The following is a 13,688-nucleotide window of genomic DNA, read 5'->3' on the forward strand; positions in this document are numbered from 1 at the left end:
CGGAGCATCCAAGGGTTGGCGTGGTGGGTGGCCCTCGTGGCCCTCGTGGCCCTTGGGGTGGCCTGCGGCCAGACGCTGCCCTACGACGCCTCCTCCGGCCTGGCGCTGCCCACCTCCTTCTGCATCCCGATGACGTGCGAGTCCCAGGCCCTGGACTGCGGCTTCGCCGTGGACGGGTGTGGCGGCACGCTGGAGTGCGGCACCTGCGCGGACCCAGAGGTCTGCGGCGGTGGCGGCGTCCCCAACGTCTGCGGCCCCGGGCCCTGCACGCCGCTCACCTGCGAGGCGCGAGGCGCCACCTGCGGCCCCACCCCGGACGGCTGCGGCGGCCTGCTGGAGTGCGGCACCTGCGCGGCCCCGGAGGTCTGCGGCGGGAGCGGCGTGCCCAACGTCTGCGGTCCGCCGCCCTGCGTCCCCACCACCTGCGAGGCGCTGGGCAAGGACTGCGGGCAGGTCGCGGATGGCTGCGGCGCGGTGCTGGAGTGCGGCGCGTGCGGCCCGGGCCTGACGTGCGGCGGAGGCGGCGCCGCCAACGTGTGCGGCCACGCCCCGTGCGTGCCCGGCACCTGTGAGGTCCTGGGCAAGGACTGCGGGCCGGTGTCCGACGGCTGCGGCGGCGTGCTGGAGTGCGGCGCATGTGGCCCGGGCGAGGCCTGCGGCGGGGGCGGCGTGGCCAACGTGTGCGCCGCGGGCGCGTGTCTGCCCTCCACCTGTGAAGCCCTGGGCCTGGACTGCGGCGAGGTGCTGGACGGCTGTGGCGGCACGCTGGAGTGCGGCGCCTGCGCGGACAACGCGACGTGCGGCGGCGCCGGGCTGCCCAACGTCTGCGGCCCCGGCACCTGCGTGCCCGTCACCTGTGAAGCCCGGGGCCTGGACTGCGGCCGCGTGTCCGACGGCTGCGGCGCGGTGCTGGAGTGCGGCGGCTGCACCGGGCGGGAGACCTGCGGCGGCGCGGGCGTGCCCAACGTGTGCGGACAGGCCCCGTGCACGCCGGCGACGTGTGAATCGCTGGGGAAGGACTGCGGCACGGTGGCGGACGGCTGTGGCGGCACCCTGTCCTGCGGCGCGTGCGCGCAAGGCCAGGCGTGCGGCGCGGGCGGCGAGCCCAACGTGTGCGCGCCCGCCGCGTGTCGGCCGGCCACCTGCGGCCTGCTGGGCAAGACGTGCGGCGCGGTGCCGGACGGCTGCGGCGGCACGCTCGCGTGTGGAAGCTGCGCCGCGCCGGAGACCTGCGGCGGTACGGGCGTGCCCAACGTGTGCGCCACCTGGGAGCCCGTGTGCGCGGACCGGGACCTGGGCCGCGCGCTGCCCGTGACGGTGAAGGGCTCCACCGTGGAGGCCAACGACGACCACGCGGGCTCCTGCGGGGGCGCGGGCCCGCCGGACCGGGGCTTCCTCTGGACGGCGCCCCGGACGGGCACCTTCACCTTCGACACGGCGCGCTCGGCGGTGCGGTCGGTCCTCGCCGTGTACGGCGGCGGCTGCGGCGGCCCGGAGCTGGCGTGCGCCACGGGCGGCATCAGCTACGGCGGCGGGGCGCGGGTGGCGGTGCCCCTGGCCGAGGGCCAGCAGGTCCTGGTGACGGTGGACGCGGTGGACGGCGCGTCGTTCACGCAGGGCTACTTCGAGCTCCACATCGCCGAACTGCGCCCCAGCGAGGCCGGGGCCTGCTTCGACGGCACGGACAACGACGGCGACCGCTGGGTGGACTGCGCGGACACCGACTGCCGCGACCTCCCCGGCTGCAAGGGCCAGGGCTGCGCGCACCACGACCTGGGCAGCGCCCTGCCCGTCACCTTCCTGGGGGAGACCGCCGCGTCCGGTGACGGCTTCCAGGGCACCTGCGGCGCGCTCCTCCAGCAGGACCGCGCCCACCTGTGGACGGCGCCCCAGGCCGGCACCTACGTCTTCGACACCTCGCCCGGCGACGAGGCCACCCCCGCCGGCAACGCCCTCTACGTCCTCACTGGCTGCCGGGGCACGGAGCTGGGCTGTGCCTCCCACCTCCACCCCACGAGGAAGAGCGCCCCCGCGGTGAAGCTCACCCTCGCCCAGGGGCAGACGGTGCTGGTGGTGGTGGACGGCATGGCCCGCCCGGATCAGGACACCCCCCTGCGCTACACCCTGCACGTCTCGCGGTGGGCCGCCTCCGAGGCCGGCCACTGCCAGGACGGCGCGGACAACGACGCGGACGGCGCCGCCGACAGCGCGGACCGGGACTGCCGCTGACGCAGCAAGCCAACGACAGACACTCACCTTTCGGCATGGGTTTTCCCCCACCTTCTCAGGAGATGTGGGGGTGCTACGCAACTGATCGGCGGGTGGTGCGATAATCGGGCAAGGCATTTCGCAGCCCTTTCCAATCTTCTCCTCGCCCACCCCCGAGGGAGTCCCCCATGAGCTTCATCGACGCCGCCCGCCGTTCCGTCAGCAACACCATCCGTCAGGTGAAGCAGGACCCCATCAAGGCGGCGAAGGACATCGGGACGCAGGCGAAGAAGGGCTACGACACCTTCACGAAGGTGAAGACGGCCGTGAAGGACGGCTTCGACAACGTCAAGAGCCTGAAGACGGACGGCTTCAAGGCGACGCTGAAGGGCAACGTCGACAAGCTGGTCTCCAAGGCGACGGACCCGAAGACGAAGCTGGACCTCAAGGGCAAGCTGGGCATCGCGGGCAAGGCGTTCGGCACGGTGCTGAGCGCCGCGAAGCTGCCGGGCCAGGTGGGCACCGCGTTCAGCGACGTGCGCAACGCCGTGCGCAGCGGCAGCAGCGAGGACTGGAACAAGGCGCTGGGCTCCGTCGCCACCGCCGGCAAGGGCGCGGTCTCCACCGTCAAGGGCGGGCTGGAGATCGCCCGTGACGTGCAGAAGTTCGGCAGCTCCTACAAGGCGGCGAGCGCCGCCTTCAAGGCCGCCGTCCCGGGCGCCGGTCCCAAGCTGGCGCGCGCCGCCGCGGGCGCCGCCGCCAAGGCCGCCTTCGAGGGTGGGGCCAGCCAGGCCATCAAGAGCGGCGTGCGCACCGCCGTGAACACGGCCGTGAAGAACAGCGGCCTCGCCGCCAAGGCCGTCACGGGCACCGCGACCCGCGCCGCCGCCCGCGCCGCGCTGACCGAGGGTGGCAAGGCCGCCGCCAAGGCCGGTGCGACCGCCGCCGCCCGCGCCGCCGGTGGGACGCTGGCCAAGGCCGCCGGCCGCTTCGCGCCGGGCGCCAACATCGCCATCGCCGCCTTCGACACGGCCAACGCGGTCTCCACCGTGCGTGACCCGAACGCCAGCACCACCAAGAAGGTCACGAGCGTCATCACCGCCGTGGGCTCCATCGCCGCCGCCACCAACATCCCGGTGGTCAGCCAGGTGGGCGCCGCCGTCTCCGCCGTCTCCAGCTTCGTCGGCGGCCTGTTCGGGTAGTCGTCGCCGTCATCGTCACTCAAGAACCCCGGACCGTTCTTTCCGGGGGTTGTCACTGAAGAGGCCTCTCCGGGGTTGTCACCGGAGGGGCCTTTTCTGCTAGGCACGCCGTGTGAGACGCGCTCGTTTCAATCCCATCTGGGACCACGGTCGCTATCTGCCAGGAGGCCCGCCGGTGGCCAGCAAGAAGAATCCCCCCGCGAATCCGCCCGCCGCCAAGGCGTCCGGCAAGCCCGCAGCGTCCTCTACTCCGGCGAAGAAGCCGGGGACCGCCGCCAGCAAGGCTCCCGGCAGCAAGGCTCCGGAGGTCGCCCTGCCGCAGGTGCCCCCCGTGCAGCAGCTGGTGCAGCGCCTGCCCGTCGCCCCCGGCCTGGGCCACGCGGCGGACCTGCCGGAGGTGAAGGCGCCCTCGCTGGAGAACCTGGCCATCCGGGTGCCCGTGGGGGACGACCTCACCGAAACCGACCTGCTGGAGCGCTTCCACGAGCTGGCGCGCGCGACGGCGGACGTCCGGCCGCGCGCGGAAGGCGAAGCGCTGGCCATGGGCGACGACGTGCAACTGGACATCCTGGGCTACGCCAACGGCCGCCTCATCCCGCTGAGCACGCGCCTGGGCTACTGGATGGAGCTCGCGCCCCAGCTGATGCTGCCCGGGTTCTCGGAGGTCATCGCCGAGGCCAACGTGGGCGACAGCGTGGAGGTGGCCCTCATCCTCCCGGACGACTACCCCGCGGAGCAGCTGCGCGGCATGCCGGCGCGCTTCCTGGTGGACGTGCGGGCCGCGCGCGAGGTGCGCATGCCCGACACGGAGTCGGACGCGTTCCTCCAGAAGCTGGGCCGCGGCGCCACGCACGAGGAGGTCATGGGCTCCATCGTGGAGGAGATGGAAGGCGAGATGGCCGACCTGCTCTGGGTGGACGCGCGCAACATGGTCCTGGATGAGCTGGTGGCCCGCTCCGGCGTCACGGTGCCCAAGGCGCTCGTGGACGAGGAGATCCGCCGCCGCTGGCTCCAGTTGGAGGGTGAGACGCTCGCCCAGAAGTTCTTCAGCCTGGAGGAGCAGCAGGAGGCGCTGGACGGCTGGCTGCACCACCCGGGCATCCGCGACGACGTGGAGCGCCGGCTGAAGATTGCCCTCGTGCTGCGCGCCATCGCCCAGCGGGACAAGCTGCAGCTCACCCCCCCGGTCGCGCTGGAGCTGCTCAAGGAGTCCTCGGAGCCCTTCGGCATCACGGAGGCACAGCTGCGCGAGTCCATGCTGGATCCCGCCGCGGCCGCGCAGATGAACGACGTCGCCTGGCACCTGCTCGCCGTGGAGCACGTGATGACGCAGGCGAAGGTCACCTTCGAGGGCGCCGAAGCAGGGATGTCCCAGGGCTGAGGCCTGGGCCTCTTCTTCCGGAAGCGCCCTACGGCTGGACGGCCGGGGGCGCCGCGGGAGGAGCAGCCGGTGGGGCGGCCTGGCCCGGCGCGAGGAAGGCGCCGGTGGTGGGGTCCACCTGCCAGGCGGAGTACTGGTGGGCGAGCACGTCGCGCACCTGCCCCTGCTCGTAGCAGACGGAGTAGACGACGAAGACGTCGTTCTGGAAGTTGGGCCGGCCGTAGCGGTAGCAGTCCTGGTCGCCCTGCTTCTGGAGCGTGAGGGGACGGCCCAGCAGGCCGTGCACCTCCTGGACGGACATCCCCGCGCGCACCATCTTGATGCCGTGCGGCGTGATGACGGAGAAGGTCGTCCCGTTGACGCGCCACAGGGACACGAAGCCCACGGCCAGGATCAGCGGCACCGCGGCGGCCACGAACCAGGTGAAGCTGAAGAGGCCGTGCTTCTTCGAATGGGAGTCCTCCCGGAAGGCCGTGAAGAGTGCGTCCGGGGACGGGTCCGCCGGCACGCCGCCACCGGGGATGAGTTGCAGGGGGGGGTGGGGAGCGCTCACGCCTTTCTGAATGCCGCTCGCGCGCCCGGGATGCAAGTGAGTCCACACCCGTCATGCCCTACCGGTCGCTTCCCGGCGTCGGCCGGGGTGGGATACGTCAGGATGTCCGGTTCCGGGCCAGCCGTGCGAGTTCACAATGGACGGCGGACGGGGCTGCTAGAGGACACATCCTGCGGGTCTTCCCCCGAGCTTTCCGAGCTTTCTTCGAGGAGTCACACGTCATGGCGAAGCGCGCCGCCGCGAAGGGCGTCACCCAGAAGGTCCTGGAGCGGGATGCGCTTCCGCCCGGGGCCGAGGTGCCGGACAGCGGGCTGTTCTTCAACCGGGAGCTGTCGTGGCTGGCGTTCAACGACCGGCTGTTGCAGCTGACCGAGTCCTCGGAGCTGCCGCTGATGGAGCGGCTGAAGTTCATCTCCATCTACTCGCGCAACCTGGACGAGTTCTTCATGATCCGCGTGGCGCGGCTGCACGAGCAGATCGCCGCGCGCGTGGGCCGGCTGGTGCCGGACGGCGCGTCCCCGGGTGACACGCTGGACAAGCTGCACAAGGGCATCCTGGAGCAGGGCCGCCGCCACGCGGACTGCTTCGAGAAGGTCCTCCGGCCCGCGCTGGCGGAGAAGGGCCTGCGCATCCTGTCCATGAAGGAGCTGGACGCGGACCAACGCGCGCAGGTGGATCAGCGCTTCCGCGAGCAGATCTTCCCGGTGCTCACGCCGCTGGCCATCGGGCTGGGGCGGCACTTCCCGTACATCTCCAACCTGTCGCTGAGCCTCGCGGTGCTGCTGCGCGACCCGGTGGCGGAGGAGGAGAGCGTCGCGCGGGTGAAGGTGCCCAAGGAGATCTTGCCGCGCTTCGTGCCGCTCAAGGGGGGCACGCTGTTCGTGCCGCTGGAGGAGATCATCGCGCAGCACCTGGGGGACCTGTTCCCGGGGATGGAGGTGCTCAACTGGAGCCTGTTCCGCGTGACGCGCGACGCGGACTTCACCGTGTCCGAGGACGCGGAGGACCTGCTCAAGGCGGTGGAGACGGAGCTGAGCCAGCGCCGCTTCGGGGACGTCATCCGCCTGGAGGTGCAGGCGGGGATGAGCGCGAAGCTGCTGGAGCCGCTGGTGGAGGCGCTGTCACTGAACACCCTGCAGGTCTACGAGGAGCACGGCCTGCTGGACCTGGCGGACGTGATGTCGCTGGCGATGACGCCGGGCTTCACGGAGCTGCGCGACCCACCGTGGACGCCGGTGACGCAGGCGCGGCTGCGCACGGACAGCGAGTCCCCGGACGGTGGGGGCACGGTGATGTCCGCGATGCGCCGGGGGGACCTGCTGGTGCACCACCCCTACGAGTCCTTCGGCACGTCGGTGGAGCGCTTCGTGAGCGAGGCGGTGGAGGACCCGGACGTGCTGGCGCTGAAGCAGACGGTGTACCGCACGTCGGACAGCTCCCCGCTGGTGCCCGCGCTCATTCGCGCGACGGAGCGGGGCAAGCAGGCGGTGTGCATGGTGGAGTTGAAGGCGCGCTTCGACGAGCGCGCCAACATCCGCTGGGCGAACGCGCTGGAAGAGGCGGGCGTGCACGTGGTGTACGGGATTCCCAGCCTGAAGACGCACGCGAAGGCCATCCTCATCGTGCGGCGCGAGGGCGAGCGGGTGCGGCACTACGTGCACATCGGCACGGGCAACTACAACCCGAAGACGGCGCGGCTCTACACGGACCTGGGGTTGTTCACCACGGATCCGGACATTGGCGCGGACGTGGCGGATGTCTTCAACTTCCTCACGGGCTTTGGCCGGCCGCGCTCCTTCCGCAAGCTGTTGGTGGCGCCGCTCACCATGCGCGAGGGGTTGATGGAGGAGATCAAGAAGACCATCGCGGCGCACACGCCGGAGACGCCCGCGCGCATCCTGATGAAGATGAACGCGCTGGTGGACCCGGGCATCATCCGCGGGCTCTACGACGCGTCACGCGCGGGGGTGCGCGTGGAACTCAACGTCCGGGGCATCTGCTGCCTGCGGCCGGGGGTGCAGGGTGTGTCGGAGAACATCCGGGTGGTGTCCAACCTGGGCCGCTTCCTGGAGCACCCGCGCATCTACGCCTTCGAGCGGGGCGCGACGTCGCGCACGTACATCGGGTCGGCGGACATGATGCCGCGCAACCTGGACCACCGCGTGGAGATATTGGCGCCGGTGGAGGAGCCGGGCCTGAGCGCGCAGGTGCGCGACGTGGTGGAGCGGTGCATGGTGGACACCAGCGGCTCCTGGGATTTGTCCTCGGACGGCTCCTGGCGCCGGCGCATCCCGCCCACCAACGGAGACAAGCGCTCCGCCCAGGGCGAGCTGATGGAGCGCGCCATCCGGATGGTCCACGTGCAGAGCGGCCGTCCGGTGACTTGAGGGCGCTTTCAGCCCCGCTCGCCCAGCGTGCTCCGGGCGGCATCCTCGCGGCGGTGCGCCTCCACCTCGGGCACCTCCTCCCAGCGGATCCACCCGGCGCGGGCCGCGTGCCTCGCGGCGGCCACCGTGTCGTCCACCACCACCAGCTCACTGCCCGCGGCGCGGATGTCCTGGGCGATGGTCGCCATCTCCTCGCCGCGCTTCGCCTTCCCCTGCACGTTGCGGATGTAGACGCAGCGGATCCGGCCCGGGTACTCGCGCACGATGGTGCGGTAGTGCTCCGCGTCCTCCTGCCCGCTGTCGCCAATCAGGATGAACGGCAGGTGCGCGAGCGTCTCCAGCACGCCCCGGATCTTGTCCAGCTTGTGCCCGTGCCCCCCGCCCGGCGCGAAGCCATGGCGCGACAGCCCCCAGTCGCGCAAGAGCAGCGGACCGATGGGGATGCGGTGGATGGAGAGGAACTCGTCCAGGTGCTCGTAGAGGTTCCACGGGCTGCTGGACACGTAGAAGATGGGGTTGTCCGCATCGCCGCTCGCGCCCGCCTGGAGCGCCGCGTAGAACGCGTCCACGCCCGGGAAGGGCAGCCGCCCCCGGTGCTCCGTGAGGAACAGCGCCCACGCGCGCTTGAGCGGATCCGTCACCCCCGTGGCGATGACCGTGTCGTCGATGTCGCTGATGACGCCCAGCTCCGCGCTCGACCCCGCCACCCGCACCGGCGCCGACACGCGCGGCACCCCCTCCGCCTCCGGCGACAGCAGCTCCAGCTCCACCATGTGCCAGCCCGAGCGCACCCCCGCCGGCGGCGGCACCCACAGCTCCAGGAAGCCCTCCTCGTCCGTCGTGCCCTCCCAGTGCTTGTCCCCCCAGCGCACCGCCACGTGCGCGCTGGCGATCTCCCGCGTCATGTAGCGCTTGTAGGACGCGACGGCGCTGCTCAAGAGCGTGTGCCGCTGGCGCGAGGGCTTCACCTTGCGCTCCTCCAGCACGCGCGCCTTGATGACCACGCGCTCCGGGGTGCCATAGCCCCGGTACGGCAGGATGCGCAGCGGCGGGGCGATGCCCAGCCCCTTGCGCACGCGGCGGCTGAAGACGTCGTAGTGGGCGTCCGCCTTCACGGCGAACTTGAACAGCAGCGGATACAGGTCGGGCATGGCGGGTGGTGGCACTCTACCTTCTCAATCGTGACGCCCCAACGTCCGGTCCAGGTTGTACGCGGCGCTGATGAGCGACAGGTGCGTGAGCGCCTGCGGGAAGTTGCCCATCGCCTCGCCCGACATGCCCGTCTGCTCCGCGTACAGCCCCAGGTGGTTCGCGTACCCCTGCATGCGCTCGAAGATGAGCCGCGCCTCGTCCAGCAGGTCCGGCCTCGCGGCGCTCGCGCGCGTCATCGCCTCCACCAGCCAGAAGCTGCACAGGTTGAAGGTGCCTTCACTCCCCTGAATCCCATCCAGCTTCTCATCCGCCTCGTAGCGGAACACCAGCCCGTCCGACGTCAGGCCCCCCTCCCGGGGTGACTTCCGGATGAGGTCCAGCGTGGAGAGCATCCGCGGATCCACCGGCGACAGGAAGAACACCAGCGGCATCAGGAGGTTCGCCGCGTCCAGCGCGTCGTGCCCGTAGGCCTGGATGAAGGCGCCCTTGTCCTTGCAGAACCCCTTCTCCATGATGTCTTCGAAGATGGTGTCGCGCGTGGTCAGCCACTTCGTGCGGTCCGCCGGCAGGCTGCGCTTGTCCGCGAGCCGGATGGCCCGGTCCACCGCCACCCAGCACATCAACTTCGAATAGACGAAGTGTCTGCGCGAGCCGCGGATCTCCCAGATGCCCTCGTCCTCCATCTGCCAGTGGTCGCAGACCCAGTCCACCAGCCGGCGCAGGTGCCGCCAGAAGTCATACGAGATGGGCGCCGCGTACTTGTTGGACAGGTACACCGAATCCATCAGCTCGCCGTAGATGTCGAGCTGCAGTTGATTCGCCGCCAGGTTGCCAATGCGCACCGGCTTCGCGCCGCCGTAGCCGGCCAGGTGCGTGAGCTGCTCCTCCTTCGGCACCGGGCGGCCGTCCAGACTGAACATCAGGGGCAGCGGCCCGTCTCCCGACTCCGCGCACCGCGCCTCCACCCAGCGCATGAACGCGGCGGCCTCGTCGTCGAAGCCGATGCGCATGAACGCGTAGACGGTGAAGGCCGCGTCCCTCAGCCAGCAGTAGCGGTAGTCCCAGTTGCGCGTGCCCCCGGGGGACTCCGGCAGGCTGCACGTGGGCGCCGCGACGATGGCGCCCGACGGCTCGAACGTCATCAGCTTCAGGGCCAGCGCCGAGCGCTGCACCATCTCCCGCCACCGCCCGGTGTACTTGCACTTGGACAGCCAGTGCCGCCAGTAGTCCACCGTGTCGCGGAAGAGCCGCTCCGCGGAGTCGTGCGTGTGCAGGCGGTGGTGACAGCTCTCCACGCCGCCCTCGCGCAGGGTGAAGACCGCGGACTCGCTCTCCCTCAGCGTGAAGTGCGCGACGACGCCCGTGCCCTCCTGCTCCAGCGGCACCGGGGTGACCAGCTGCATGCTCAGCCCCGGGGACACGAAGGCCGCGCCACCCTTCACCAGGTGCGTCTCGTGCGCGTCCCGCGCGTAGTTGAAGGCCGGGAAGCACTCCATGCGGAAGGACATCTGCCCGCGCACCACGCGGATGCGGCGCAGCACCTCACGCCCCTCCGCCCGCGCCCCCTTGCCCAGGGGCATCAGGTCGATGAGCTCCCCCACGCCGTCCGGCGTGTAGAACCGCGTCACCAGCACGTTGGTATCCGGCCAGTAGAACTGGCGCTTCATCACCCCGTCCGGCTCCGGCGCCACGCGCCAGTACCCGCCCTTCTCGGGATCCACCAACGCGGCGAAGACGCTGGGGCTGTCGAAGTGCGGGTAGCACAGCCAGTCGATGGTGCCCTCGTCGCCCACCAGCGCCACCGTGCGCAGGTCCCCGATGACGCCATGGTCTTCAATGGGCACTCCGCCCTTCAGGTCCAAATGATGGGGATTCACCGGTTGTGCCCCTGGAAGGTGATGACGTGCTTGATGCCGCCCTTCTCCTCCACCACCTTCGCGAACTCGGACGGCGGATGGCGCTGGGTGATGAGCTTCTCCAGCTGCCCGGGCCAGCGCGCGCGGAAGCGGGCCAGGTCCTCCAGCGCCGCGCTGAAGTCGCTGTCCGCCGCGTTCACCGTGCCGAACATCACCCGGTTGCCCAGCACCAGCTGCCCCAGCACCTCCTCCCCCTTCAGCTCCAGCGGCTCCTCGCGTCCGGGCACGCCGGTGAAGATGAGCACGCCGTTCTCCTCCAGCACCTTCAGCGAATCGAACGCCACCTTCGACGCGCCCGTCGCCTCGTAGATGAGGTCCACGCCGCCCAGCCGTTTCTTCAGCGCCTCCATCGTGACCTCCTTGGAGGAGATGTACGGGGCGCCCACGGCCTCGGAGGCCTCCGCCTTCACGTTGGGCTTGGGGCTGCGCGAGTACACCGTCGTCTCATAGCCCGCGCGCATCAGCGCCATCGCGCCCAGCTGCGCCACCGGCCCCGCGCCCAGCACCAGCGCCTTGCCCGGCGTGGGCTTCCAGGGCAGCCGCGTCTGGATGTGCGCCACCTCGCGCAGGCCCTTCTCCGCGATGGTGAGCGGCTCGGTGAGCACGGCCACGTCGCGCAAGCCATCGTCCGTGCGGTGCAGGTAGGCCGCGTCCTCCACGAAGAACTCCGCGCAGAAGCCGTGCGCGCCCTGGATGCCGCGCTCCGTGTAGTCCCCCGTCACGCAGAAGTCCGGGTGGCCGTGGCGACACGCCGGGCAGCGCGTGTGCGGACAGGGCCTGCGCACGCGCGGCACCACCAGGTCCCCGGGCCTGAGGCCCTGCACGTGCGCGCCCACCTCCACCACTTCGCCCAGGCACTCGTGGCCCGGGATGAGGTGGTCCTCGCCCTTCGGTGCCGCGCCGTGGTGGCCCTTCAGGATTTCCTGGTCGGTGCCGCACACGCCGACCTCCAACGTGCGCACCTTGACCTCCGTCGGGGAGTGCAGGCGCGGCTCGGGTACGTCGAGGACGCGCACTTCGCGCGCGGGAAACGTGATGGCCACGGCCTTCATGGGCGACTGCCTCCTTCGGGGACATCCCAAGGACAAGGGGTGCGGACCCCCGACCCATGTCGCAAGTGCCTTTCAGGCGTCCCGGGTTTCGCGGCTCCGAACCGGGGAGGCTCCCGGCGCTGAACAGCCCGGCCCGGCCGCCTGCCTGGAGGGCGACACTTCACGGGCGCGTGAAAGCACTGCCCCCCAGGGGACGCGCGGGTCTATGACGGGGACCGTGCGTGCGCCCCCCGCCTCCCGTCGCAGCCGCGCCACCGCCATCGGTGCCACGGCCTTCCTGTTGCTCGCCCTGCCCTTCCTGGTGCTGGGCGTGTTCTTCCTCGGCCAGATGGCGCGGCTGGACCTGCGGTGCGAGCCCCAGGCCGCGTGCGTCCTCACCAGCTCCAGCTGGCTGTCCCAGGCGGAGCTGGGCCGCTACGCCCCCCAGGACATCCGCCGCGTGGACGTGGCCCGCAGCCGCAGCACCCGCAGCGGCGCGGCGCCCATCTTCCGGCCCCGCATGGAGACGACCTCCGGCGTCCAGCCGCTCGCCTACCAGTGGACGGAGAACGAGGCGGAGGCCGCCGCCTTCGCGGACACCGTGCAGCGCTACCTGTCCGGTCCCCGCACGGAAGGACTCCACGTGTTCCGGGATGACCGGCGGGCCTCGCTGCGGGTGGGCGGCGCCTTCACCGGCGTGGGCCTCGCGGTGCTGGCCCTCTGCCTGTGGCTCGCCGCGCGCACCGTGGCGCATCTCCGAACCGAGCGAACCGAGCGAACCAAGCGGGCCGAGCGCGCCCTGTCGCCCTAGCGTGTCGTCCACCCCGCGAAAGCAGCCAGGCAGGCGTCGAAAGCCACACCACCTGTCCTAGAGTGGGAAGTCGCCTGCCCGCTCTCAGGTCCTACCTGTGCGACTTTGGGGCAGATGGATAGGTTCTGGCGAATGGTTCGACGCCTCATCGAGCGGTTGCGCGGTCTGCGTCAGGTGGCTCCCCACCTGCTGCGGCCGGCGCATGTGAACGCGGACCGGGCGAAGATCTCCATCGCCCAGCTGGACCACCACTACGCGAACAAGGTCGTGGCGCTGAAGGACGTGAACCTCAACGTCCGCTCGGGCGAGTTCGTCTGCCTGCTCGGCCCCTCCGGCTGCGGCAAGTCCACGCTGCTCTACGCGCTGGCGGGCCACGTGGTGCCCACGGGCGGCAGCGTCGCCATCGACGGCAAGCCCATCCACGGCCCCGGGCCGGACCGGCTCCTGATGTTCCAGGAGGCCGCGCTGTTCCCCTGGCTCACCGTGCGCGGCAACATCACCTTCGCGCTCGCGGCCCGGGGCGTGCCCCGCTCCGAGCGCCGGGAGCGCGCCGACACCTTCATCCAGCGCGTGCGCCTGGAGGGCTTCGCGGACACGCTGCCCCACGAGCTGTCCGGCGGCATGAAGATGCGCGCCAGCCTCGCCCGCGCGCTCGCGGTGGACCCCACCGTGCTGCTGATGGACGAACCCTTTGGCGCGCTGGATGCCCAGACGCGCGTGCACATGCAGGAGCTGTTGCAGTCCATCTGGATGCGCGCTGGCAAGACGGTGGTGTTCGTCACCCACGACGTGCAGGAGGCGCTGATGCTGGGCACCCGCGTGGTGCTGATGGCGCCCCGGCCCGGCCGCGTGGTGGAGGACCTGGAGATCCACCTGCCCATGCCGCGCTCGCTGGAGGACCCGTCGCTCGACGCGATGGCGCGCGACCTGCCCGCTGAAACCGCGCTGGACTTCTTCGACTGGGCCGCCACCCCCACCCAGGGCACCGAGCCGTCCGAGGAGGAGATGGAGGCGCTGTGGTGCTTCTTGGAGGAGACGGTGCATGTG

The 13,688-nt window shown here is 71.2% G+C and carries 10 protein-coding genes; 6 read left to right on the plus strand and 4 right to left on the minus strand.

Features of this window, described 5'->3' with window-relative positions:
- The 3 genes from D7V97_RS28525 to D7V97_RS28535 all read left to right on the plus strand — a co-directional run.
- On the plus strand, window positions 1-2,229 hold a 2,229-nt coding region (locus tag D7V97_RS28525), incomplete at its 5' end, for a hypothetical protein (protein ID WP_368668969.1).
- A 167-nt stretch (window positions 2,230-2,396) separates the two neighbouring features.
- Window positions 2,397-3,410 (plus strand): hypothetical protein, encoded by a 1,014-nt coding sequence (locus D7V97_RS28530; RefSeq protein WP_120613799.1) that lies wholly within the window; start codon window positions 2,397-2,399, stop codon window positions 3,408-3,410.
- Between the two features lie 175 nt (window positions 3,411-3,585).
- On the plus strand, window positions 3,586-4,791 hold the full coding sequence (locus D7V97_RS28535) for a peptidylprolyl isomerase (protein WP_120613800.1): 1,206 nt from the start codon (window positions 3,586-3,588) through the stop codon (window positions 4,789-4,791).
- A 28-nt stretch (window positions 4,792-4,819) separates the two neighbouring features.
- Here the strand turns inward: D7V97_RS28535 and D7V97_RS28540 are convergent, their stop codons facing one another.
- Window positions 4,820-5,344, minus strand: coding sequence for a hypothetical protein (locus tag D7V97_RS28540; RefSeq protein ID WP_147445010.1), 525 nt, complete (start codon window positions 5,342-5,344; stop codon window positions 4,820-4,822).
- Between the two features lie 221 nt (window positions 5,345-5,565).
- Here D7V97_RS28540 and ppk1 point away from each other — a divergent pair, with 221 nt between their 5' ends.
- Window positions 5,566-7,731: a polyphosphate kinase 1 gene (ppk1, locus tag D7V97_RS28545; RefSeq protein WP_120613802.1), complete on the plus strand. Its 2,166-nt coding sequence runs from the start codon at window positions 5,566-5,568 to the stop codon at window positions 7,729-7,731.
- A gap of 8 nt (window positions 7,732-7,739) precedes the next feature.
- Here the strand turns inward: ppk1 and D7V97_RS28550 are convergent, their stop codons facing one another.
- From D7V97_RS28550 to D7V97_RS28560, 3 genes are read right to left on the minus strand one after another with little or no spacing between them, the layout of a single operon-like run.
- Complete coding sequence (locus tag D7V97_RS28550) at window positions 7,740-8,882, minus strand: App1 family protein (protein ID WP_120613803.1); 1,143 nt, start codon at window positions 8,880-8,882, stop codon at window positions 7,740-7,742.
- Window positions 8,883-8,906: 24 nt separating this feature from the next.
- Window positions 8,907-10,760 (minus strand): glycoside hydrolase family 15 protein, encoded by a 1,854-nt coding sequence (locus tag D7V97_RS28555; RefSeq protein ID WP_120613804.1) that lies wholly within the window; start codon window positions 10,758-10,760, stop codon window positions 8,907-8,909.
- Window positions 10,757-11,851 carry a glucose 1-dehydrogenase gene (locus tag D7V97_RS28560; protein ID WP_120613805.1) on the minus strand — a complete coding sequence of 365 codons (1,095 nt, stop codon included), beginning with the start codon at window positions 11,849-11,851 and terminating at the stop codon, window positions 10,757-10,759. Before D7V97_RS28560 ends, D7V97_RS28555 begins: the two co-directional genes overlap by 4 nt.
- 217 nt (window positions 11,852-12,068) lie before the next feature.
- Here D7V97_RS28560 and D7V97_RS28565 point away from each other — a divergent pair, with 217 nt between their 5' ends.
- On the plus strand, window positions 12,069-12,641 hold the full coding sequence (locus D7V97_RS28565; protein ID WP_120613806.1) for a hypothetical protein: 573 nt from the start codon (window positions 12,069-12,071) through the stop codon (window positions 12,639-12,641).
- Window positions 12,642-12,773: 132 nt separating this feature from the next.
- The coding region (locus D7V97_RS28570) for an ABC transporter ATP-binding protein (RefSeq protein WP_233583280.1) at window positions 12,774-13,688 on the plus strand (915 nt) is incomplete at its 3' end.

This window comes from Corallococcus sp. CA053C (assembly GCF_003611675.1).
GTDB lineage: Bacteria > Myxococcota > Myxococcia > Myxococcales > Myxococcaceae > Corallococcus.